This window comes from Kocuria sediminis, assembly GCF_009735315.1.
GTDB lineage: Bacteria > Actinomycetota > Actinomycetes > Actinomycetales > Micrococcaceae > Kocuria > Kocuria turfanensis.
The window spans coordinates 259,694-280,816 of the sequence record NZ_WOGU01000001.1; the positions used below are offsets into that span (position 1 = coordinate 259,694).

Here is a 21,123-nt window from a genome sequence, read left to right on the forward strand (position 1 = left end):
CGCCCATGAAACTCACCATCATCGGATGCACCGGATCCTTCGCGGGTCCGGACTCCCCGGCCTCCTGCTACCTGGTCAGCGGCGAGGACGCCGCCGGCCGGGTCTGGCGGATCCTGCTGGACATGGGCAACGGCGCCCTGGGCGTGCTCCAGCGGCACCTGGACCTGCACGACATCGACGCCGTGCTGGTCAGCCACCTGCACCCGGACCACTGCATCGACCTCGCCGGGCTGCACGTGGCCGTCAAGTGGGACCCGCGGGGCTGGGGCGGGGCCCGGATCCCGCTGTGGGGGCCCACCGGGATCCACGACTACCTCAGCGGCACCCACGGCCTGCCGCTCGACCCGGGCATGCACGGGGAGTTCGAGTTCCACTCCTGGGTGCCCGAGCAGCCCGTGCGGATCGGGCCGTTCACGGTCACGCCCTACCTGGTGGAGCACCCCATCCCCGAGCCCTACGCCCTGCGCCTGGACTACGACGGGGTGATGGGGCCCAGCACGCTGACCTACTCCGGGGACACCGACGCCTGCGCAGGCCTCGTGCGCGCCGCCCACGACGCCGACGTGTTCCTGTGCGAGGCCGCCTACCACGAGGGCCGCGACGACGCCCTGCGCGGCATCCACCTCACCGGCCGGCGCGCCGGCGAGGCGGCCCGGGACGCCGGCGCGCGCAAGCTGCTGCTGACCCACCTGCCCGTCTGGAACTCGCCGACGCGGGCCGTCGAGGAGGCCGAGGAGGTCTTCGACGGGCCCATCGGCCTGGCCGAGCCGGCCTACACCTACCGCATCGTCCGGCACAGCAGCGGCCGCCCCGCCGCCGCCGTCGGCCCGTGACCCCCGGCGCCCCGGACGGGACCTCCCGGCCCGGACCGAGGAGTAAGGTGGGGCCCATGGAAACCCCCGTCGACACGACCGCGCAGGCCTCCTCGACCCCGGGGGCGACCCGGGCGGACGGCCGCTCGCCCGACGAGCTGCGGCCCATCACCATCACCCGCGGCTGGTCCCAGCAGGCGGAGGGCTCCGCGCTCATCGAGTTCGGCAGCACCCGGGTGCTGTGCACCGCCTCCGTCACGGAGGGCGTCCCGCGCTGGCTGAAGGGGGAGGGGCGCGGCTGGGTGACCGCCGAGTACGCCATGCTCCCGCGCGCCACCTCCACCCGCTCCGCCCGGGAGTCCGTCAAGGGCAAGATCGGCGGGCGCACCCACGAGATCTCCCGGCTCATCGGCCGGTCCCTGCGCTCGGTGATCGACCTCTCCGCCCTGGGGGAGAACACCGTGGTCCTCGACTGCGACGTCCTCCAGGCCGACGGCGGCACCCGCACGGCCGCGATCACCGGCGCCTACGTGGCACTGGCCGAGGCGGTGAACTGGGCCCGCGCCGAGGGGCTGATCGCCCGGCGCGCCCAGCCGCTGACCGACACCGTCGCCGCCGTGTCCGTCGGGATCATCGACGGGGTGCCGATGCTGGACCTCCCCTACGTGGAGGACGTGCGCGCCGAGACCGACATGAACGTGGTCGTCACCGGCTCCGGCGACTTCGTGGAGGTGCAGGGCACCGCCGAGGGCGCACCGTTCGACCGCGCCGAGCTCGACGCCCTGCTGGACCTCGCGCTCGCCGGCTGCGCCCAGCTGACCCAGATCCAGGTGGAGACGCTGCGGGAGGGCGACGGTGCCTGAGCACGACGGCGCCCGCGTGGTGCTGGCCACCCACAACGCCGGCAAGCTGACCGAGCTGCGGGAGATGATCGCGGCCGCGCTGCCCGGGGCGGACGTGCAGCGGCTCGTGGTGGACGCCGCCGCCGCGGGCGCCCCCGACGTCGTCGAGGACGGCACCACCTTCGCGGCCAACGCCCTGCTCAAGGCCCGCTCCGCGGCCGCCGCCACGGGACTGATCGCCGTGGCCGACGACTCCGGGCTGGCCGTGGACGTCCTCCACGGCGCCCCCGGGATCTTCTCGGCGCGGTGGTCCGGCCGGCACGGCGACGACGCCGCGAACCTGCGGCTGCTGCTCGACCAGCTCGCCGACATCCCCGACGCCCACCGCGGCGCCGAGTTCGTGTGCGCCGCGGCCCTCGCGACCCCCGACGGGCGGGAGCACGTGGAGACCGGGACGCTGCGCGGCACGCTGCTGCGGGAGCCCGTGGGGGAGGGCGGCTTCGGCTACGACCCCGTCCTGCTGCCCGAGGGCTCCGACCGCTCCGTGGCCCAGCTCACCCGCGCGGAGAAGAACGCCGTCAGCCACCGGGGCCGGGCCATGACCGCCCTGCTCCCGCACCTCCTGGCCGCGCTCGGCGCGGACTCCGGCACCGTCCCCGGCTGAGCCCGCCCGGACCGAGAAGACAGCCCATGCCCTGGTCGTCGCTCCAGCACCTTCCCTTCGCCGGCGCCGTCGAGGCCGTCCTGGCCGAGGCGGGCATGCGCGTGGCGCGCAGCGAGTGGGAGGTCCACGCCGGCGGCTCCGCGCACGTGGTGGTGAACGTGGGCCACGTCATCTCGGTGCGGATCGCCAAGAACCCCACCGTCTGCGAGCAGGTGGAGCGGCGCACGGAGGTCCTGCGCCGGCTGCCCCGCTTCTCCTTCGCGATCCCGCGGCCGCTGACGGGCGTGGTGGTCGCGAACGGCTACACCGGGGTGGGGCTGACCTGGCTCCCCGGGCTGCCGCACCCGCCCGGGCACGGTGACCCGGCCGTGCTGCACCGGGTGCTGACCGAGCTCGCGGAGGTCGACGCCTCCGGCTTCGCCCCGTACCTGGACCGGCCCGGCCAGCACTGGGGCGGGCACCGCCGCCGGCACGTGCTCCTCGACGAGGTCATCCCGCGGCTGCTGCCCCGCAACCAGGAGGCGGCCCTGCAGGCCGTGGCCGAGCTCGCGGCGCTGCCCACCGTGACCCCCTCCCTGGTGCACGGGGACCTGATGGGGCACAACATGCTCTGGGACGGGGAGGAGCTCACCGGCATCATCGACTGGGACCACGCCTGTCTCTACGACCCCGCGCACGACGCCGCGTCCCTCGGGCTGTGGTACGGCTGGGACGTGCTGCGGGCCGCCGTGTCCGAGCCGGTCTACGAGCGGGCCCGGCTGCACGCCCGCACCTTCCCGCTGCAGGCGGTCGCGTACGCCATGCACCACGAGCTCGACACCGCCCAGGTCAACCAGGCCATCGCCCGGGCGGACGAGTGGATCGAGACCCACCTGCGCGGCGTCCACGCCTGAGCCGGGGCAGTAGGCTGTTCCGGTGCCGTTCCCCGCTTCCCCCGACACCGACATCGTCACCCCCGCACCGTCCCCCGCCGCGGCTCTCCGGCCGACGCGCGGGACGACCAGCGCCGGGCCCTCGGCGGCCCCGTCCTCCCTCGACTTCACCGCGATCGACTTCGAGACCGCCAACCGCTTCATCGGCTCGCCGTGCGCGGTGGGGCTGGTCCGGGTCCGCGGCGGGGTGGTGGTGGAGGAGCGCTCCGCGTACATGCGGCCCCCGCGCACGCGGGCGGCCTTCGACCCCGGCAACGTCCGCATCCACGGGATCACCGAGCGCACCGTCGCCGACCACCCGGTCTTCGACGAGCTGTGGCCCCGGATCGAGGACTGGATCCTCGCCGACGACGCCGACGAGCTGGTCGTGGCGCACAACGCGGCCTTCGACATGGGCGTGATCCGGGCGGCCTGCGCGGAGACGGGCACCCGGCACGCCCCGCTGGCGTACGCGTGCAGCCTGGCGCTGGCCCGGCGCGGCTACGACCTGCCGTCCTACGCGCTGCCGCGGGCCGCAGAGGCGGCCGGCGTCCCCCTGGAGCGCCACCACGACGCCCTCGAGGACGCCCGGGCCTGCGCCGGGATCGTGGTGGACCTCGTCCGGCGCTCCGGGGCGGGCACGGTCGGGGCGCTGCTCGCCGGCTGCGGCCTGAGCGTCAGGCGCCTGGCGCCCCGACTTCCCTGAGCCAGCGCTCGGCCGCATCGGCCACCGCGTCCCGGGCGTCCAGCAGGGCCAGCCACTCGGGGGGCAGGGCGGCCGTGCCGAGCGCAGCGGCCGTGACGGCGCCGGCGATCGACCCGGTGCCCTCCGGGGCGGCGCCGGAGGCCGTGCCCAGCCCCACCGCGCGGCGGAACACCGACCGCGGCTCCGCGGCTGCCGGGTCCTCGGCCTCGGCGCGGAGGGCCGCCCAGAGCCCCGCCGCCAGGACCACGGGCGCCGTCGATGCCGTGCCGGGGACCCCGGGGCGCCCGTCGGTCAGCGCCCCGGGGTCCTCGGCGCCGGCGGCGCGCACGGCGTCGTCGAGCCGGGCGAGGGTCTCGGCGACCGGGCGGGTGAGGTGCGCGGCGGTCTCGCGGGCGGCCGCGACGGCGGCGGCGACCGGCCGTGCCGTCCCCTCCCGGCGGGCCCGGACGGCGGCGTGGACGGTGAAGCCGTAGACCGCCGCGGCGGTCTGCGCCTCGGGGTGCCCGTGCGTGAGGGCCGCGCCGTTGATCGCCAGCGGCGCGAGCGTGCGCCACCCCACGTGGGGCAGCAGGCCGAAGGGGGCGGAGCGCAGCACGGCCGCGGCGTCCTCGGCCTCCGGCAGCAGCGGGCGCTCCACCTCGCCCATCCGCCCGCTCCGCAGGGCCTCCAGCACCGTGCGGGCCGGGTTCCGGACGGCGTGCAGGACCTCGTGCTCGTCGAGCCGGCGCGGCAGGGGACGCGGCGCCTCCGCCGGGTGGGGCACCCCCTGGGTGCGCAGCCAGCGCAGGTAGGCCAGCCACAGGCAGGCGGTCTCGTCGGCGGGCTGACCGTCGTTGGCCCACTCCACGACCTCCAGGAGGGCGTCCAGCGTGTAGAGGGTCAGCTGCGTGTCGTCGGAGATCAGCAGCTGCTCGGCGCCGCCGTCAGCACCGGTCTGCTCGGCGTCCGCACCGGCCCGGTAGCCGATCGCGTCCCCCAGGGCCCCGCCCAGCAGGGCGGCGCGCACGGAGTCGGCGTACTCGGGGCGGGCGGGATCGTGGCCGGCGTCGGGGCGGAGGAGGGGTCCAGGCATGCGGTCAGTGTAGTCGGGCCGTGCCGCCGGGCCGTGCCGTCCCGCAGTGCGGTCCGGGGCCGCGCGGCGGTGTCTCACCGCTCTTTCAGGTGGCCTGTGGTTCCATGGCACGGGCGTCCGCCGCCCCGACCGCCACGGCGCCCCGTCCGTGTCGACCCGACCCCCCAGGAGAACCCGATGACCGAGAACGTCCGCACGAGCGCCGTGCGCCCCGGCGCCGAGGAACCCGCCCACGGCAGCACAGGCGCTTCCACAGGCACCCTCCCCGGCTCCCGCCCGGGAGCCGGTCCCGAGGACCGCGCCGACGCCGCCGTCCTCGCCGGCCGGCGCGACTCCGAGCCCACCGGCCTCGCGGCCCCGGTGCCCGCGGCCGCGCGCAAGGACCCGGCACCGGCCACCGGGCAGGACGACCCCTCCGCCCCGGCGCGTTGGGCCGCGGAGTTCGCGGGCACGGCGCTGCTCGTCTTCGCCGGGCTGGGCACCGGCATGTTCGCCACCGAGGTCATCGACTCCGCGCTGGGCTTCGGCCTCGGCCTGCTCGCCGCGGTCGTGGCCTTCGGGCACGTCTCCGGCGGCCACTTCAACCCGGCTGTGACGCTGGCCGCCGTGGTCGCGGGCCGGACCGCTCCGGGCTCCGCGATCGGCTACGTGGTGGCCCAGGTGCTGGGCGCCCTGACCGCCGCCGGCGTGCTGTGGGCGGTGCTGATGACCCTGCTGGACTCCGCCACCACCGCCCAGGTGATCGGGGGGATCTCCAACGGCTTCGGGGCGAACTCCGCCTCGCAGGCGGGATGGACCACGGTCCTGCTGGTCGAGTTCGTCGCCACCGCCCTGCTCGCCCTCGTGGTGCTCGGCTCCACCGCGCCCCGGGCCAACGCCGTGCTGGCCCCGGTCGCGATGGCCGCGGCGCTGGCCTTCCTGCTGACGGTCACCGCCCCGTTCGACGGCGGCTCGCTGAACCCCGCCCGCTCCACCGGCGCCGCCGTGGTCGCGGGCTCGTCCCACCTCGGGCAGCTGTGGCTCTTCTGGGTGGCGCCCCTGCTCGGCGGCCTCGTGGCCGGGCTCGCCCACCGCGCGGCCGGCCTCCGGCGCCCGCGGGCCGGCACGGCGGCGGACACCGCCGCCCACGCCGGCACCGTTCACGCCGGCACCGTGCATGACGACACCGTGCAGGACGGCACCGTGCAGGACCCCTCCGCGGATCCCGCCCGCCGGGGAGCTCACCGGGACCCCTCGGCCTGAGCCGCGGACGCGGCCGGCCGCCCCGGCGCGGGCCGCTCCCGGCGTCCCCCGGCCCGCGCCGGGGGACGCCGGGAGCGGCCCGCGGGGCCGACGCTTTCCGTCATCGACCGGGGCCGTGGCTAGGCTGGTGCGTGCCCCGGCCCCCACCGGAAGGAACGGGACCACCCTCGTGAGCAGCACGCGCGCCCCCGAACCGCTCGGCGGGATCAGCATGGCCAGCCGTTCGCCGCTGGCCGACTCCCGCGAGCTCGCCGCCGTCAGCGGCGCGCTCTACCCGGTGCTGACCCTGCTGGTGCGCCTGCCCCAGACCATGGTGCCGCTGGGCGTGCTCACCACGGTGGCCCTGATCTCCGGGTCGCCGGCCCTCGGCACGCTGTGCGCCGGGGCCGTGACCCTCGGCTCGGCCGTGTGCGGGCTGGCCATGGGGGCGGCCGCCTCCTGGCGGGGGCGCCAGCTCGGCCTCGTCCTGCTCACGCTGGCGAACCCGGTGGCGGTCTGGTGGCTGGTCCGGCTGCTGCCGGGGGCCTCCGCCGCCCCCGATCCCAACCCCGTCCGGCTGGTCCTGCCGTGCCTGCTCGCCGGGCTGGTCCTGCCGCAGATGGGTGTGGTCTGCCGGCTGCGCTGGTGGTCGCTGCTCGGCCGGGACGACCGGCAGGACCTCTTCGACACGGCGCTGCGCCACGAGAGCGTGATGGACTCCCTGGCGACCGTCCTGGCCGCCGTGGTCACCGGGCTCGTGGCCGTGACGCTCGGGCCGGCCGCCGTGCTGGCGCTCTCGGCGGCCCTCACCCTGGCCGGCACCACCGTGTTCCTCCTGCACTGCTCGGCGCGGCTGCCGCGTCGGCTCATCCGCTTCCGCGCCCCGGCCGCCGCCGGGCTCACCCGGGCGGCCCGGCTCCGGCGCCGCCGGACCGCGCAGCTGCGCCTGCTCCCGGTGGCGGGCATGGGGGCGCTGGGCGCCCTGCTGGGATCGATCCTGGGCTCCGTCGTCGTCTTCGCGATCTCCGTGGACGCGGTGATCTCGGTGGCCTGGCTGTACGCGGTCACGGGGCTGACCTCGGCCGTCGCGGCGGTGTTCGCCTCCGCCCGCACGGAGGAGCTGCGGCTGTGGAACCGCTGGGTGGGGGCGGCGTCGGGAGCGGTTTTGGCCTCGATGCTGCTGACGGTCCCGGACGACTCCGTGGGCATGGTGCTCGCCCTGGCGCTGGCCGGACTGACCACCGGTCCGTGCCTGGTGGCCGTCTACGAGCTCGCCCGGCTCGTGGCGCCGAGCTCGCGGGTCACGGCCCTCACCACGGTGATGACCGCGGCGATGAGCGTGGGGCTGACCGTGGGACTCGTGCTCTCCGGGTGGCTCGGGGAGACCTGGGGCTACCGCACCGCGGCCCTGGTGCCCGTCGGCTCCGCGGCCCTGTTGCTCGCCGGGGCCCTGGGCTTCGTCCACCGGTGGCGGCGCACCCTCCTCGACGACGCGTGAGTCCCGCCGGGCCCGGCCACCGGGCCCGGCGGAACGGGCGGCTCAGTGGCCGCGGTCGATCCACTCCTGCAGGTGCGGGGCCTCGGCCCCGATCGTGGTGGGATCCCCGTGCCCGGTCAGCACCTGGGTCTCCGGCGGGAGGGTGAGCAGCCGCTCGCGGATCGAGCCGATGATCGTGTCGAAGTCGCTGTAGGAGCGCCCGGTGGCCCCGGGCCCGCCCTGGAACAGGGTGTCCCCGGAGAAGAGGACACCGGACCCGTCCAGCGCCGGGGCGGAGAAGCACACCGAGCCGGGGGAGTGCCCGGGGGTGTGCAGCACCGTCAGGGTCACGCCGCCGACGGCGAACTCCTGTCCGTCGGCGAGCTCGGCGTCGAAGGCGGTGTGCGGGTAGACCTGCTCCCACAGCACGGTGTCGTCCGGGTGCAGGTGGATGTCCGCCCCCACCTGTCCGGCGACCTCCTTCACGGCCCGGATGTGGTCGTCGTGGGCGTGCGTGAGCAGGATGGCGACGACCCGTCGCCCGGCCACGGCCTCCACGACCTTCTGCGGGTCGTGGGCGGGGTCGATCACCACGCACGCGTCGTCGTCGCCGACGATCCACACGTTGTTCTCCACCTCCCAGGTGCCGCCGTCCAGGGAGAACGTGCCGGCGGTGACCAGCCGCTCCACCCGCGCCTGCCCGGCGGCGGGGCGTGCGGGCACCGCACCGGAGTCGTCGGGGTGCGCGCGCCCGGTGTCGGGCAGGGCGTCGCCGTCGACGGCCGGGGCGGCCGGATCGGGCGCGGACGCTCCGGACGCGGAGCCGGGAGTGGGGCCGGGGGCGCTCATCGGGTGGCCTCCGTGCCCGGGGCCGGGGCGATCTCGACGACGGAGCGCAGGACCTTGCCGGCGGTCATCTTCTCGAAGGCCGGCTCCACCTGGTCGATGCCGATCCGCTCGGTGACGAACCCGTCCAGGTCCAGCCGGCCGGCCCGGTACTGGTCCACCAGCATCGGGAAGTCCCGGGAGGGGAGGGTGTCCCCGTACCAGGCGGACTTGATGGACCCGCCGCGCCCGAACACCTGGTCCAACGGGATCTCCCAGGTCGTCCCGGGATCGGGGACCCCGACCAGCACCATGCGGCCGGCCAGGTCGCGGGCCTCGAACGCCTGCTTGAAGGTCGGGGCGATGCCCACCGCGTCGATCACCACGTCGGCGCCGAACCCGCCCGTGAGCGCCTTGACGGCCTCCACCGGGTCCTGGGTGCGGGAGTTGACGGTGTGGGTGGCCCCGAAGGACCGGGCCTGGGCGAGCTTCTCGTCGTCGAGGTCCACGGCGATGATCGTGGTCGCCCCGGCCAGGGCGGCCCCGGCGACCGCCGCGGTGCCGACCCCGCCGCAGCCGATCACGGCCACGGACTCCCCGCGCTGGACGGCGGCGGTGTTGAGCACCGCGCCGATGCCGGCCATCACCCCGCAGCCGAGCAGGCCGACCGCGGCGTACTGGTGGGGTGCGAGCTCGGCCTCGATCTTGGTGCACTGCCCGGCCGCGACCAGGGTCTTCTCGGCGAACGCGCCGATGCCCAGGGCGGGGGAGAGCTCGGTGCCGTCGGCCAGGGTCATCTTCTGGACGGCGTTGTGGGTGTTGAAGCAGTACCAGGGCTGGCCCTTCTTGCAGGCGCGGCACTGTCCGCACACCGCCCGCCAGTTCAGGATCACGGCATCGCCCACGGCGACCTCGGTGACCCCCTCCCCGACCGCGGAGACGATCCCGGAGGCCTCGTGGCCCAGCAGGTAGGGGAAGTCCTCGCCCACCGCGCCGACCTTGTAGTGCAGGTCCGTCTGGCACACCCCGCAGGTGAGCACGTCCACCAGTGCCTCCCCGGGCCCCGGGTCCGGCACCAGGATCGTCTCCAGGGTGGCCGGCTCGTTCTTCGCCTTGACGACGACTCCTCTGACCTCGTGCATGGGGAATGGTCCTTTCTGCGGACGACGTGGCGGTTCCGGTCCGGAACCCTGCTCCCCAGTCTAGGGAAGGACGCCCCGGGCGCACCGGGGCCGCGGTGCGGCCCCGGGAACGCCGCAGCGGCGACCCCGTGGTGTCGAGCCACGGTGCCGCCGCTGCGGAGTCCGCGGAGCCCTAGGAGCTCCGCGGTGCGGTCTGCCGGATCAGGAGGTGGAGCGGTCGGAGGAGTAGTCCAGGTGCTCGTGCTCCAGGCGCAGCTTGCGGCCCTGGTCGACGAGCTTCTCCTCCTTCTTCTCCTTCTTCGCGACCTGGCGGGTGTCTCGGGGCGGGAGCTGGATGGTCTCCTCGGCCTTGATCCCGCCCTGGAGCTGGCGGCCGCGCTCCACCTCGGCGTCGATCTCCGCGCCCAGCAGCAGCACGTTGTTGACGATCCACAGCCCGAGCAGCAGGGCGATGACCGAGCCGATGATGCCGTAGGTCGCGTTGTAGGAGGAGAAGTTGCTGACGTAGAAGGAGAACGCGGCCACGGCGACGGCGGCGATGACCAGCGCCACCAGCGAGCCGAGGCTGATCCAGCGGAACTTCGGCTGCTCCACGTTCGGCGTGAAGTAGTAGAGCACGGCCAGCAGCAGGACCGCCAGGGCGACGACGGCCGGCCACTTGGCGATGTTCCACACCGTCACGGCGGTCTCGCCGAGCCCGACCAGGTCGCCCACGGCCCGGGCGATGTCGCCGGAGATGACCAGCGCCACGAGGATGACGGCCACGATGATCACCAGGGTCAGGGTGACGACGATGTTCATGGGCCGCAGCTTCCAGACGGGGCGGCCCTCCTCCACCTCGTAGATCCGGTTCAGCGCCCGGCCGAAGGCCCCGGTGTAGCCGGAGGCGGTCCACAGGGCGCCGAGGATACCGGTGATCAGGGCGAGCCCGGCGCCGGTCTGCGTGGTCAGGTTGTTGATCGGCCCGGCGAGCAGATCGGTCACCTCCGCCGGGGCGTACTGGCCGAGCCAGGTGGTGATGGCGTTCGTGGTCGCCTCGCCCTGGCCGAACACCCCGAGCAGGGAGACGAGTGCGAGCAGGGCGGGGAAGAGGGAGAGCACCGCGAAGTACGTCAGCGACGCGGCGAGGTCGGTGCAGTCGTCCTTGGAGAACTCCGAGAGGGCGCGCTTGAAGACGTAGCCCCATGCGGGCTTGGTGATCTCGGTCGGGCTGTCCGGCTTGCGCGGGTCCTCGGGGTCGGGCGCCGTCTGCTCCTTGGACCGGCTGTCCTGGGTCGTGTCCTGTGCCATCGTGCACGTCCTTCGGTCGTGGCCCCCGGGCGCGGTGCCTGGGCTCCGTCCGGCGGCGGGGGCGTGTGGGGGAGGTCTCGTGCATCAGTGTACTGATGATCGGTGTCGTGGGCGACAATGGTCCGGGCGGGCCGCGGGTCCGGCCGACATCCCACCTGATCAGGAGGCCCATCGTGCCCACCACCCGGCGCACCGTCTCCGCGGAGGTCGACTTCGCGGCCGAGACCGATCACCTGGCGGTGTTCTCGCTCGCCGCCGCCCGCCTGGGCGGCGGCCCGCACCCCGGGGAGCGCCTGCGGCTGCGCGTGGACGGCGAGCCCCTGCCCCTGGAGCCGGCCGAGGACCTGCACGGCACCCGGCTGCACCTGGCCCGCGTGCCGGGCGGGACGCAGTGCACCGTCTCCTACGAGCTGGTCCTGGACGGCGCCGGCGGCCCGCCGCCGGCCGCGGAGTCCGTGGACGTGGTCCGCTACACCCGCCCGAGCCGCTTCTGCCCGTCCGACGAGATGACCGGCACCGCCGACGCCCTGTTCCCGGGGGCCCGCGGCGGTGGCTACGCGACGCTGCAGCGGGTGCGGGACTGGGTGCACGAGAACCTGGAGTACGTGGCGGGCTCCTCGACGGCCACGGACACCGCCGTGCACACGTACCTGACCCGCCAGGGCGTCTGCCGCGACTACGCCCACCTGCTCATCACCCTGCTGCGGTCCCTCGGGGTGCCGGCGCGGCTGGTGTCCGTCTACGCTCCCGGGCTGTCCCCCATGGACTTCCACGCCGTGGTCGAGGCGTGGCACGACGGCGCATGGTACACCCTGGACGCCACCGGACTGGCTCCCCGGTCGCAGTTCGTGCGGATCGCCACCGGCGCCGACGCCTCGGAGACCGCGTTCCTGACCACCCTGCAGGGGCGGATCGCGCTGGGGGAGATGCGGATCGCGGCGGAGTCCACCGCCGGCGCGCCCGAGGACCCCGGGGCCCGGGTCGTCCTCCCGCTGCCCGCCTGAGCGGGCCGGCCCGCTCAGAGGGAGTTGACGGCCTCCCGCAGGCGGTCGGCCAGCCGGGTGAGGATGCGCAGCTCCTCCGGGTCGAGCCCGGCGGACATCAGCTCGTGCACGTGCACCCGGAACTGCTCGGCGATCTGCGCCTGCATGGCCCGGCCCGTGTCCGTCAGCCGGATCCGCAGGCCCCGCAGGTCCTGGGGGTCCTGCCACCGGTGCACCAGCCCCTTGAGCTCCAGGCGTTCGAGCATCCGGCTGAGGCTGGACTGGGTGAGCAGCACGTACTCGTTGAGCTCGTTGAGCCGCATCCCCGACTCGTCGGAGCGCGACAGGTTGAACAGGACGTCGTACTCGCGGGCCGAGAGCTCCGCGAACTCGGGTTGGCGCTGGAGGCGCCGCATGACCGTCACCTGGGCCCTGAAGAGGGCCTCCCAGGCGTCGGCGCTGTTCTGCACACGGTCTGTTTCTCTGCGGGGCACACGTTAATGCTACGACCGGGTTACATGGCCGGACCGGGCGGGAGTGTCCCCCTTTCGGGGGTCCCCCTGCCGGGGCCGGGCGGAGCCCACCCGGGGACCGCCCGCCTCGTCCGCCGTGACCAGGGACGATGGCGTGGCGGCCTCCGCGGGCGGCCGTGCTGGCTGTGTGCGGACACCGGTATTCCCAAACGCAAATGTCCACGAAAGAGCGCAGGTGTCATGCGCCGGTCAGCGCCGCGATCCGCTCCTCCCGGCGCCGGTGGCGCTCCTCCTTGCGGGCCTCCACGAGCCGGTAGAGCACCGGGACGAGCACCAGGGTCAGCAGGGTCGAGGAGATGAGCCCGCCGATGACCACCACGGCCAGGGGCTGGGAGATGAAGCTTCCCCGACCCGTGACCCCGAGCGCCATGGGCGTCATCGCCAGGATGGTGGCCAGCGCGGTCATCACGATGGGGCGCAGGCGGCGGGTCGCGCCCCGCTCGATGGCGTCCTCCAGCGCCATGCCGTGCTCCCGCCCCCGGTACTGGTTGATGAGGTCGATCAGCACGACCGCGTTGGTCACCACGATCCCCACCAGCATGAGCACGCCCACCAGCGAGGCCAGGCCCAGGGGCACCGCGGAGGCGAGCAGCGCGAGCACCGCGCCCGTGGCCGCGAAGGGGATCGAGACCAGCAGGATCAGGGGCTGGACCAGGGACTTGAACGTCGCCACGAGGATCACGTAGACGATGGCGATGGCCGCGAGCACCGCGAGGCCCAGCTGGCGGAAGGTCGTCTGCTGCTCGGTGGCGGCCCCGCCGAGCTCGGCCGCCGCGCCCTGCGGGAGGTCGAGCCCGGCGAGGGCCTCCTGGACCGCGGCGCTCGTGGCGCCGAGGTCGGCACCCGCCGGGGTGACGGCCACGGTCGCGGTGCGCTGGTCACGGCTCGAGGTGATGGTCTCGACGGTGAGGGTCTCCTCGACCTCGGCCAGGTCGTCGAGGCGAGCCACCCCGCCGGCCGTGGGCACCGGCAGGGCGCGCAGGGCCTCGACGTCCTCCACGGCGCGGCCCTCGCCGATGGTCACGGCCACGGAGTCGGCGTCCAGGTCGATGGACCCGGCCGGGACGGGGTTGACCGTTCCGGCCAGCGCCCCGGTGACCTGCTCCTCGGTCAGCCCGCGCTCGGCGGCGGCGGCCCGGTCGACCGTCACGACCACGGTGGGCTGGGTCGCGGCCAGGTTGCTCGTCACCTGCCCGGCGGAGTCGATGCCGCGCATGGCCTCCACGACGGCGTCGTCGGCCGCGGCCAGCGTGTCCTGGTCCGGGGCGCTGACGGTGATCTCCACGTCGCTGCTGGTGAACCCCTGGGCGCCCTGCACGGAGAAGTCGCCGGCGCCGTCCAGGGCGTCGAGCTCCTCGCCCACGGTGCGGCGCAGCTGCTGCTGGTCGACCTCGGCGTCCGTCGTGACGGAGAAGGTGGCGCTGTTGCTGCCGCTGCCGGGCATGAACGCGGAGAAGCCGCCGCCGGTGCCCATGGTGACCTGGACGTCCTCGATGCCCTCGGTCGAGGAGAGCACCTCCTCGGCGCGGGACGCCTGCTCGGAGGTCACGGCCAGGGCGGTCCCGGCCGGGAGGTCCTGCTCGACCGTCATCGTGTTCTGTCCCGTGTCCCCGAGCAGGTTCGTGGGCAGCACGGGCAGCAGGGCGGCCGTGCCGGCGAGGACCAGCACACTGACCCCGAGCGTCGCCCACGGGTGCCGCTGGGTGCCGCGCAGCACCGGGAGGTAGCCGCGGGCGAGACGGGTCGGCGCCTCGGCGCCGGCGGAGGACCAGGGGGCCGTCCGGGCAGGGGCCGTGCGGGAGCGGCGCCGGGCCAGGCGCGGATCGCGCAGGAACCAGTACGCCAGGACCGGCACGATCGTCAGGGACACCACCAGGGAGGACAGCAGGGCGATGGTCGTGGTGAGCGCGAACGGCCGGAACAGCTCGCCGGTCACGTCGCCCACGAAGGCGATCGGCACGAACACCGCCACGGTGATCAGCGTCGAGGCGGTGATCGCCCCGGCGACCTCGCGCACGGCGGTGAGGATGGCCCGGCGCTTCGCGTTGGCGGGGTCGGTGCGCAGGTCCACCGTCCCGTAGTGGCGCTTGATGTTCTCGATCACCACGATGGAGTCGTCCACCACGCGTCCCACGGACAGCGTGATCGCGGCGAGCGTCAGGAGGTTGAGCGAGTAGCCCAGGGCGCTGATGCCGATGAACGTGGCCAGCAGGGACAGCGGGATGGAGATCGCCGTGACCAGGGTCGAGCGCAGGGAGGCCAGGAACACGAGGATGACGAGGACGGCGAAGGCCAGGCCCAGCAGGCCCTCCACGGTGAGGTCCTCGATGGACTGCTCGATGTAGGGCGCCTGGTCGAAGACGGTGGTGATCCGCGCGCCGTTGCCCAGGTCCTCCTCGAGCTCGGGGACCATCTCCTCCACGGCCCGCGAGATCCCCACGGTGTCCCCGTCCGGGGTCTTCGTGACGGACACGGCGAGGGTCGGCTCACCGTTGGTGCGGGTGATCGAGGTCTGCTCCTGGTCGGCGAGCTGCACGGTGGCCACCTCGCCGATGGTGGTCGTCCCGGCGGCCGCGGGCGCGTCCTCGGAGCGGGGCAGGGGGACGTTGCGCACGGCTTCGAGGGAGTCCAGCGGGGAGCCGGCCTGGACGGGGACGCTCGTGGCGCCGTCCTCGACCGTGCCCACCGGCACGAGCCCGCCGCTCTCCTCCAGCGCGGTGCGGAGGTCGGCGGGGGTGGCCCCGGCGCGGACGAGCTCCGCCTGGTCCGGCAGGACGGACACGACCTGCTCCGGGGCGCCGCTGACCTCGGCCGAGCGCACGCCCTCGATCTTCTGGATGTCCGGGACCGTGAGCCGCTCCAGGTCCGCGGCCAGGGAGCTGAGCTCCTCGTCGGAGGACACGGCGAGGAAGACGATGGGGAAGTCCGCGACGGACCCGGCGAAGGCCGTGGGCTCGACGTCCTCCGGCAGCTGCGCCTCGACGTTGGACACCGCCCGCTCCACCTGGTTGCGGGCGCGGTCCAGGTCGGTGCCGTACTCGAAGCCGAGCTGGATCTCGGACAGCCCGCCGCGCGAGGTGGACGTGGAGCTCTCCAGGCCCTCCACGATGTTCAGGGCCCGCTCCAGCGGCCGGCCCACCTGCTCGTCGACCACCTCTGCGGAGGATCCCGGCATCACCGAGACCACGCTGATCACGGGGATCTCCAGGGAGGGGATGAGCTCCTGCTTCATGGAGCGCATGCTGAGCACGCCGAAGACGGCCACGAAGACCGTGATGAGCACGATCAGGGCGCGGTTGGCCATTGAGGCGCGGGCGAGCAGAAACACGCGTGCTCCTAGGGGAGGGACGGTCGACGGCGCTCCGGGGTGGCCGGGAGCGGGCGCTCCTCAGCGTACCGCCGGAATCCGACAGGTCGCCGGGACCGCCCGTGCCGGGCACCCGACGGTCCCGGGCACCGGACGGTCCCGGGCACGCCACGGGCCCCGGACCGACGGTCCGGGGCCCGTGGCGTGCGTGCCGCGCGGGCGCGGGTCAGTTGATGCCGAGCACCTGGGCGGTGCGGCCCATGACCTCGTCCGCGAGCTGCGGGTGGTCGTTGAGGGTGACGCCGTAGGAGGGGATGAGCTCCTTCAGGCGGCCCTCCCACCCGGAGATCCGCCCCGGGAAGGACTTGGCCAGCAGGTTGAGCATGATGGGCACGGCCGTGGAGGCCCCCGGGGACGCCCCGAGCAGACCGGCGATGGAGCCGTCGGCGGAGGCGATGAGCTCGGTGCCGAACTGCAGCACGCCGCCCTTCTCCTTGTCCCGCTTCATCACCTGCACGCGCTGGCCGGCCTCGACGAGCTCCCACTGGGAGCCGTCGGCGGTCGGGTAGAACTGCTGCAGGGCCTCGACCCGCTGCCCCTTGGTCTTGGCCAGCTCGCTCAGCAGGTACTTCACGAGGTCCAGGTTCGCCAGGCCGGCGCGGGTCATGGGGTAGAGGTTGTGCGGGCGCACGGACAGCGGCAGGTCGAGGAACGAGCCCTGCTTGAGGAAGTTCGGCTTGAAGCCGCCGTAGGGGCCGAAGAGCAGGGCGCGCCGGCCGTGCTCGTACCGGGTGTCCAGGTGCGGCACGGACATGGGCGGCGCCCCCACGGAGGCCTGGCCGTAGACCTTGGCATTGTGCTGGGAGGCCACGTTCTCGTCGGTGTTGCGCAGCCACAGGCCGGAGACCGGGAACCCGCCGTAGCCCTTGGCCTCGCGGATGCCGGACTTCTGGAGCAGGGGCAGGGCGCCGCCGCCGGCGCCCACGAAGACGAACTTGGCCCGGATGAGGCGGTGGCCCTCGGCGTTGAGCCGGTTCTTCACCTCGGCCACCCACGTGCCGTCGCTCTGCCGGTCGAGGTCCACGACCTGCTGGCCGTAGCGGACCTCGCCGCCCCGGGACTGCAGGTGCGCGACCTGCTGCCGGGTCAGCTCGCCGAAGTCGACGTCGGTGCCCTCCGGGGACCAGGAGGCGGCCACCCGTCCGGCACCCCGGCCGTGCATGGTCAGGGGCGCCCACCCGGCGATCCTGTCGCGGTCCTCGGTGTGCTCCATGCGCTCGAAGAGCTTGTTCGGCTTCAGGGCCTCGTAGCGGCGCCGCAGGTAGTCGCTGTGCGCGTCGCCGAAGACCAGGGACATGTGCGGCACGGGGTTGATGAAGGTGCGGGGGTCCTGCAGCTTGCCCTCGGACACGAGGGAGGCCCAGAACTGGCGGGAGAGCTGGAACTGCTCGTTGATGCTCAGGGACTTGGCCGGGTTCACCGAGCCGTCGGCGGCCTGCGGGGCGTAGTTGAGCTCGCACAGGGCGGAGTGGCCCGTGCCGGCGTTGTTCCAGACGTTGGAGCTCTCCGCGCCCACCTGGTCCAGGCGCTCGAGCAGCGTGATGTCCCACTGCGGCTCGAGCTCCTTGAGGAACACGCCGAGGGTGGCACTCATGATGCCGCCCCCGATCAGGAGGACGTCGGTCGATTCCGTTGCCTGAGGTGATGTCACAGTCGATGCTCCCGTAGAACGCCCGGCGCTGACGCTGCGCCGGTGAGTGGTCGGGACTCAGACTAACGCCACGCCCGGACGATTCCCGAATGACACCGGGCGTGCTCGGCGGCCGGGCTCAGCGCGCGGGGTCGAGGCGGACCCGGTTGAACTCCTCGTAGCCGGTGGAGGTCAGCGGGAAGGACGTGACGGAGTCGTCGACGGCCACGGCGGAGATCGGGTGGGCCAGCGGGACGGCCGGCAGCAGCCGGGAGAGGCGGTCGTTGATCGACGCGTAGGCGCGGGTGCGCTCCTCGCCGTCGGGCAGGGCCGCCGCCCGGTCGACCGCCCGGAACAGCGAGGCGTTGTCGATCCCGAACTCGCCGCTGGGGCCGCCGAAGAGCGCCCCCATGAAGTAGTCGGGATCCCGGTAGCCGCCGTTCCAGCCCAGCAGGTGCAGGGCGTGGTCGCCCTCCGGGTCCTGGACCTGCTGCGCGTACCCGTCCGTCCAGTCCACCGGCACGGGCTCGATCACGAACCCCGCCCGGACCAGCTGCGCCGCGATGTCGGCGTAGACCTTCTCGGGCTCCTGCATGTACGTGCGGGAGGTGTGGCGCGGGTAGTAGAAGCGCAGCGGCTCCCCGTCGTAGGAGGACTCCGCGAGCAGCTCCCGCGCCCGCTGCGGGTTGTAGGACGGCACCCGCAGGTCCGTCCCGTCCATCGCGAAGCGGGCCGGGAGGAACTGGTCGGCGACCCGGGTGCCGTCGGGATAGTGCTCGCGCACGATCGCGCCCCGGTCCACCGCGGAGGCGATCGCCTCCCGCACGTCCGGGTCGTCGAGCGGGGGCACGTTCTGGTTGATGCCCAGGTAGGAGACCGAGTACGGGTCCCGCTGGAAGACCTGGACGCCCTCCCGGGCCAGCGGGGCGAAGGAGTCCAGGCCCACCTGGTCGTAGCCGTCCACCTGGCCCAGGCGCAGCGCCACGTAGCGCAGCTCCGGCTCGGCGACGGTGCGGAACTCGAGGGTGCCGATGTCCCCGAGCTCCCCCCAGTAGTCGGGATCGGCGCGGAGCACCACGCCGCTGCCGTCCCCGGACTCGTAGCGGAACGGGCCGGTCCCCACGGGGTGGGTCTCCTGGGTGCCGGCCGCCAGCGCCTCCGGGGAGGCGATGCCGAAGGCCGGCTGCGTCAGCGCCCGCAGCACGGACGTGCGCGCGGCGGTCAGGGACAGCACCAGGGAGGAGGGCGACTCCACGGTGCAGCCCGCGTACAGGGACCCGCCGCCGGCGGCGCGGAAGACCGTGGCGAAGGAGGTCCGCTGCCCGGCGGCGGCCAGGGACTCCCAGCGCTCGAAGTTCGCGCAGACCGCGTCCGCGTCCAGCGCGGTGCCGTCGTGGAAGCGCACCCCGTCGCGCAGCTCGAAGGTGTAGGACCGCCCGTCCGCCGAGCGCTCCCAGGAGGTGGCCAGCGCCGGCACGGGCTCGCCCGTCGACGGGTCGGCCCGCACCAGGCCCTCCAGCATCTGGGCGGCGATCCGCGAGGTCTCCACGGTGCTGGCCGCCGCCGGGTCCAGGGTGGGCGCCGGGGCCGCGTTGGCGAAGACGAACGTGGCCTGCGGCACCGACCGGGAGGCCGTGGGGGCGGGCGATCCGTCCCCGGGCGCGCAGGCGCTCACGGCGAGCAGCCCCGCGCAGAGCGCGAGGGCGGCCGCGGTGCGGGGGACTCGCCTGGGCGCCATGGGTCCTTCGGGGCCGGCCGGTCCGGCCGGCGGGGTGGTCGTGGTCGTGGAGGCCGCCGTGCTGGTCGACGTCGGCCGGGTCGTGCTCGGGCCCCGGGCGGGGCCGTGGGGTGCGCGAGGCGGGACTCGAACCCGCACGCCGGTCAGGGCACAGGAACCTAAATCCTGCGTGTCTGCCAGTTCCACCACTCGCGCCGAGGGGCCCGTCCGGGCCCCCGCCCATCCTAGCCTCAGGCGTCGAGTCCGAGGTCGCGGCGCAGCTTCGCCACGTGTCCCGTCGCCCGGACGTTGTACTGCGCGAGCTCCACGTCCCCCTCGGGGCCGACCACCACGGTCGAGCGCACGAGGCCCTCGTAGGTCTTGCCGTAGTTCTTCTTCTCGCCCCAGGCCCCGTAGGCCTCGGCGACCCGGTGGTCGGCGTCGGAGAGCAGGGGGAACGTCAGGGACTCGGCGTCGGCGAACCGGGCCAGCGCCTCCGGGCCGTCGGGGGAGATGCCGACGACGGCGAAGCCGTCCGCGGCGAAGCGCTCCAGGCTGTCGCGGAAGTCGCACGCCTGCGTGGTGCAGCCGGGGGTGGAGGCCTTCGGGTAGAAGTAGACGACCACACGGCGCCCGCGGTGGTCGGCGAGCGAGACGGGCCGGCCCTGCGCGTCGGGCAGGGTGAAGTCGGGGGCCTTCCGGCCGGGTTCGAGACGTGCCGCCATGAACGGTTCCTCCATCATGCTGTGCTGTGCTGTGCTGTGCTGTGCTGTCGGCGGAGGCGGTGCCCGGACCACGAAGACTACCGGCGTCGGCCGAGGACCCGCCGGCGAGCTCTCCGGGGCACTCCGGCGTCCTGGTGTTCACGCGCCGTGAAATGCTCATAAGTTTGCTTAGCATGATGCTGTAATCCGGGTTCCGGGTCGGTAGACTGCTTTTCATGCCTTTCACCACTCAATGGCCCACCAACAGACTGCTCTCCACGGCGGCACGTCTCGTGGAGCATGCCTGGAACGAGCGCCTGGCCACGCTCGGCGTCACCCATGCGGGCGTCATGGCCCTCGACGTGCTGCAGACCGCGGGGAGCATGACGCAGGCCCAGCTGGCGCACCGCGTCCGGGTGCAGGCGCAGACCATGGGCAAGACGCTGCACCGGCTCGAGCTGCACGGGCACGTCACCCGCTCCAAGAACGTGCGGGACCGCCGCAGCCACCTCGTGTCGATCACTCCGGAGGGGCAGCGCATCCTGGAGGCCGCCACGCAGCTCGAGGACGACCTGGTCGGGGACGGCCTGCTCACCGACGAGAGCCTGCGCCGCACCCTGGCCGACATCATCACCACCCTCGGCGGCGCCCGCTGGAAGCTGCGGGTGGAGCCCGACGGGACCGTCACCGACGCCGGTGCCGCCGGCGCGCCCCCGGCCGCCGCGGAGATCGAGGTGGGGGACGCGGAGGAGCGCGAGACCGTGGTCCAGGGCGACACCGCGCCCTGAGCCGGTCGCTGCCGCCCGCGGTCACCCGCCGGGGAGCGGCGCGACGCGGACGCCGCAGCCTCCGCACTGGCGCGCGCGGGCGGGGCCACGAGGGCGTGGTCCGGCCGAGGACACCCGGGGCACAGCCGTTGCCCCGGGTGCTGTCGTGTCCGGGCCGCCCCGCCCCTGACCGGGTCCGGGGGTGGCGGGAGCCGCCCCGGGCCGGGACGGTGGGCGGCGTCCGGTCCGAGGGCGGTGCGCGGTCCCGGGAACGACGAGAGGCCCTGCCGCGTGCTGACGCGGCAGGGCCTCTGCTGTGGTGCGCCCCCTCGGACTCGAACCGAGAACCCATTGATTAAGAGTCAATTGCTCTGCCAATTGAGCTAGGGGCGCGGGTGCTGCGGCAGAAACAGTAGCACGACCCGGCCCGTGGGCCGAATCGGACCGCCCGGCTTACGCC

Annotated in this window: 18 protein-coding genes and 2 tRNA genes; 9 read left to right on the plus strand and 11 right to left on the minus strand. The window is 74.3% G+C overall.

Annotated features, from left to right (window positions below):
* Nucleotides 1-5: 5 nt before the first annotated feature.
* The 5 genes from GMA12_RS01200 to GMA12_RS01220 are packed head-to-tail and all read left to right on the plus strand — an operon-like array spanning nt 6 to nt 3,935.
* A complete protein-coding gene (locus tag GMA12_RS01200; protein WP_156266384.1) occupies nt 6-833 on the plus strand; it encodes an MBL fold metallo-hydrolase in 828 nt (275 codons plus the stop codon).
* Between the two features lie 56 nt (nt 834-889).
* Nucleotides 890-1,675: a ribonuclease PH gene (rph, locus tag GMA12_RS01205; RefSeq protein ID WP_156266386.1), complete on the plus strand. Its 786-nt coding sequence runs from the start codon at nt 890-892 to the stop codon at nt 1,673-1,675.
* Complete coding sequence (gene rdgB / locus GMA12_RS01210) at nt 1,668-2,318, plus strand: RdgB/HAM1 family non-canonical purine NTP pyrophosphatase (protein WP_162459317.1); 651 nt, start codon at nt 1,668-1,670, stop codon at nt 2,316-2,318. The genes rph and rdgB overlap by 8 nt, the downstream gene beginning before the upstream one ends.
* 26 nt (nt 2,319-2,344) lie before the next feature.
* Nucleotides 2,345-3,211: a phosphotransferase family protein gene (locus GMA12_RS01215; RefSeq protein WP_156266388.1), complete on the plus strand. Its 867-nt coding sequence runs from the start codon at nt 2,345-2,347 to the stop codon at nt 3,209-3,211.
* Between the two features lie 22 nt (nt 3,212-3,233).
* Nucleotides 3,234-3,935 (plus strand): exonuclease domain-containing protein, encoded by a 702-nt coding sequence (locus GMA12_RS01220; protein ID WP_370829830.1) that lies wholly within the window; start codon nt 3,234-3,236, stop codon nt 3,933-3,935.
* On the opposite strand, the gene GMA12_RS01225 is transcribed toward GMA12_RS01220, so the two are convergent.
* On the minus strand, nt 3,907-5,007 hold the full coding sequence (locus GMA12_RS01225; protein WP_156266390.1) for an ADP-ribosylglycohydrolase family protein: 1,101 nt from the start codon (nt 5,005-5,007) through the stop codon (nt 3,907-3,909). The two genes, GMA12_RS01220 and GMA12_RS01225, sit on opposite strands and share 29 nt — an antisense overlap.
* A gap of 177 nt (nt 5,008-5,184) precedes the next feature.
* Between GMA12_RS01225 and GMA12_RS01230 the strand changes: the two genes are divergently transcribed.
* Nucleotides 5,185-6,249: an MIP/aquaporin family protein gene (locus tag GMA12_RS01230; RefSeq protein ID WP_156266392.1), complete on the plus strand. Its 1,065-nt coding sequence runs from the start codon at nt 5,185-5,187 to the stop codon at nt 6,247-6,249.
* Between the two features lie 169 nt (nt 6,250-6,418).
* On the plus strand, nt 6,419-7,726 hold the full coding sequence (locus GMA12_RS01235; RefSeq protein WP_156266394.1) for a hypothetical protein: 1,308 nt from the start codon (nt 6,419-6,421) through the stop codon (nt 7,724-7,726).
* Between the two features lie 42 nt (nt 7,727-7,768).
* Here GMA12_RS01235 and GMA12_RS01240 read toward each other — a convergent pair whose 3' ends face one another.
* The 3 genes from GMA12_RS01240 to GMA12_RS01250 form a co-directional block, all read right to left on the minus strand.
* Nucleotides 7,769-8,554: an MBL fold metallo-hydrolase gene (locus GMA12_RS01240; RefSeq protein ID WP_156266396.1), complete on the minus strand. Its 786-nt coding sequence runs from the start codon at nt 8,552-8,554 to the stop codon at nt 7,769-7,771.
* Nucleotides 8,551-9,672, minus strand: coding sequence for an S-(hydroxymethyl)mycothiol dehydrogenase (locus GMA12_RS01245; RefSeq protein WP_156266398.1), 1,122 nt, complete (start codon nt 9,670-9,672; stop codon nt 8,551-8,553). The genes GMA12_RS01240 and GMA12_RS01245 overlap by 4 nt, the downstream gene beginning before the upstream one ends.
* A 201-nt stretch (nt 9,673-9,873) precedes the next feature.
* Nucleotides 9,874-10,962, minus strand: coding sequence for a YihY/virulence factor BrkB family protein (locus GMA12_RS01250; protein WP_156266400.1), 1,089 nt, complete (start codon nt 10,960-10,962; stop codon nt 9,874-9,876).
* A gap of 173 nt (nt 10,963-11,135) precedes the next feature.
* Between GMA12_RS01250 and GMA12_RS19465 the strand changes: the two genes are divergently transcribed.
* The gene (locus tag GMA12_RS19465; protein ID WP_156266402.1) at nt 11,136-11,966 is read left to right on the plus strand and encodes a transglutaminase-like domain-containing protein; all 831 of its coding nucleotides are present in this window, start codon (nt 11,136-11,138) and stop codon (nt 11,964-11,966) included.
* Nucleotides 11,967-11,980: 14 nt separating this feature from the next.
* On the opposite strand, the gene GMA12_RS01260 is transcribed toward GMA12_RS19465, so the two are convergent.
* From GMA12_RS01260 to bcp, 6 genes are all read right to left on the minus strand, one after another.
* Nucleotides 11,981-12,415: a MarR family winged helix-turn-helix transcriptional regulator gene (locus tag GMA12_RS01260; RefSeq protein ID WP_162459318.1), complete on the minus strand. Its 435-nt coding sequence runs from the start codon at nt 12,413-12,415 to the stop codon at nt 11,981-11,983.
* Between the two features lie 241 nt (nt 12,416-12,656).
* Nucleotides 12,657-15,806 carry an efflux RND transporter permease subunit gene (locus GMA12_RS01265; RefSeq protein WP_162459319.1) on the minus strand — a complete coding sequence of 1,050 codons (3,150 nt, stop codon included), beginning with the start codon at nt 15,804-15,806 and terminating at the stop codon, nt 12,657-12,659.
* Between the two features lie 205 nt (nt 15,807-16,011).
* A complete protein-coding gene (locus tag GMA12_RS01270) occupies nt 16,012-17,496 on the minus strand; it encodes a malate:quinone oxidoreductase (protein ID WP_162459320.1) in 1,485 nt (494 codons plus the stop codon).
* A gap of 118 nt (nt 17,497-17,614) precedes the next feature.
* Nucleotides 17,615-19,213 carry an ABC transporter substrate-binding protein gene (locus tag GMA12_RS01275; protein ID WP_156266404.1) on the minus strand — a complete coding sequence of 533 codons (1,599 nt, stop codon included), beginning with the start codon at nt 19,211-19,213 and terminating at the stop codon, nt 17,615-17,617.
* A gap of 111 nt (nt 19,214-19,324) precedes the next feature.
* Nucleotides 19,325-19,408 (minus strand) — tRNA-Leu (locus tag GMA12_RS01280).
* 35 nt (nt 19,409-19,443) lie between these two features.
* Nucleotides 19,444-19,917 (minus strand): thioredoxin-dependent thiol peroxidase, encoded by a 474-nt coding sequence (bcp, locus tag GMA12_RS01285; protein WP_156266406.1) that lies wholly within the window; start codon nt 19,915-19,917, stop codon nt 19,444-19,446.
* Between the two features lie 215 nt (nt 19,918-20,132).
* Between bcp and GMA12_RS01290 the strand changes: the two genes are divergently transcribed.
* Entirely contained in the window at nt 20,133-20,684 is a 552-nt protein-coding gene (locus GMA12_RS01290) for a MarR family winged helix-turn-helix transcriptional regulator (protein ID WP_240898511.1), read from the plus strand.
* Nucleotides 20,685-20,980: 296 nt separating this feature from the next.
* On the opposite strand, the gene GMA12_RS01295 is transcribed toward GMA12_RS01290, so the two are convergent.
* A tRNA-Lys gene (locus tag GMA12_RS01295) sits at nt 20,981-21,056 on the minus strand.
* Nucleotides 21,057-21,123: the final 67 nt, after the last annotated feature.

What these genes read in the sequence shown, in the direction of transcription:
- GMA12_RS01230 (WP_156266392.1), top strand. Translation starts at nt 5,185, where the DNA reads ATGACCGAGAACGTCCGCACGAGCGCCGTGCGCCCCGGCGCCGAGGAA.
- GMA12_RS01250 (WP_156266400.1), bottom strand. Translation starts at nt 10,962, where the DNA reads ATGGCACAGGACACGACCCAGGACAGCCGGTCCAAGGAGCAGACGGCG.
- GMA12_RS01240 (WP_156266396.1), bottom strand. Translation starts at nt 8,554, where the DNA reads ATGAGCGCCCCCGGCCCCACTCCCGGCTCCGCGTCCGGAGCGTCCGCG.
- bcp (WP_156266406.1), bottom strand. Translation starts at nt 19,917, where the DNA reads ATGGCGGCACGTCTCGAACCCGGCCGGAAGGCCCCCGACTTCACCCTG.
- rph (WP_156266386.1), top strand. Translation starts at nt 890, where the DNA reads ATGGAAACCCCCGTCGACACGACCGCGCAGGCCTCCTCGACCCCGGGG.
- GMA12_RS01290 (WP_240898511.1), top strand. Translation starts at nt 20,133, where the DNA reads ATGCCTTTCACCACTCAATGGCCCACCAACAGACTGCTCTCCACGGCG.
- GMA12_RS01200 (WP_156266384.1), top strand. Translation starts at nt 6, where the DNA reads ATGAAACTCACCATCATCGGATGCACCGGATCCTTCGCGGGTCCGGAC.
- GMA12_RS01275 (WP_156266404.1), bottom strand. Translation starts at nt 19,213, where the DNA reads ATGGCGCCCAGGCGAGTCCCCCGCACCGCGGCCGCCCTCGCGCTCTGC.
- GMA12_RS01225 (WP_156266390.1), bottom strand. Translation starts at nt 5,007, where the DNA reads ATGCCTGGACCCCTCCTCCGCCCCGACGCCGGCCACGATCCCGCCCGC.
- GMA12_RS01245 (WP_156266398.1), bottom strand. Translation starts at nt 9,672, where the DNA reads ATGCACGAGGTCAGAGGAGTCGTCGTCAAGGCGAAGAACGAGCCGGCC.
- GMA12_RS01215 (WP_156266388.1), top strand. Translation starts at nt 2,345, where the DNA reads ATGCCCTGGTCGTCGCTCCAGCACCTTCCCTTCGCCGGCGCCGTCGAG.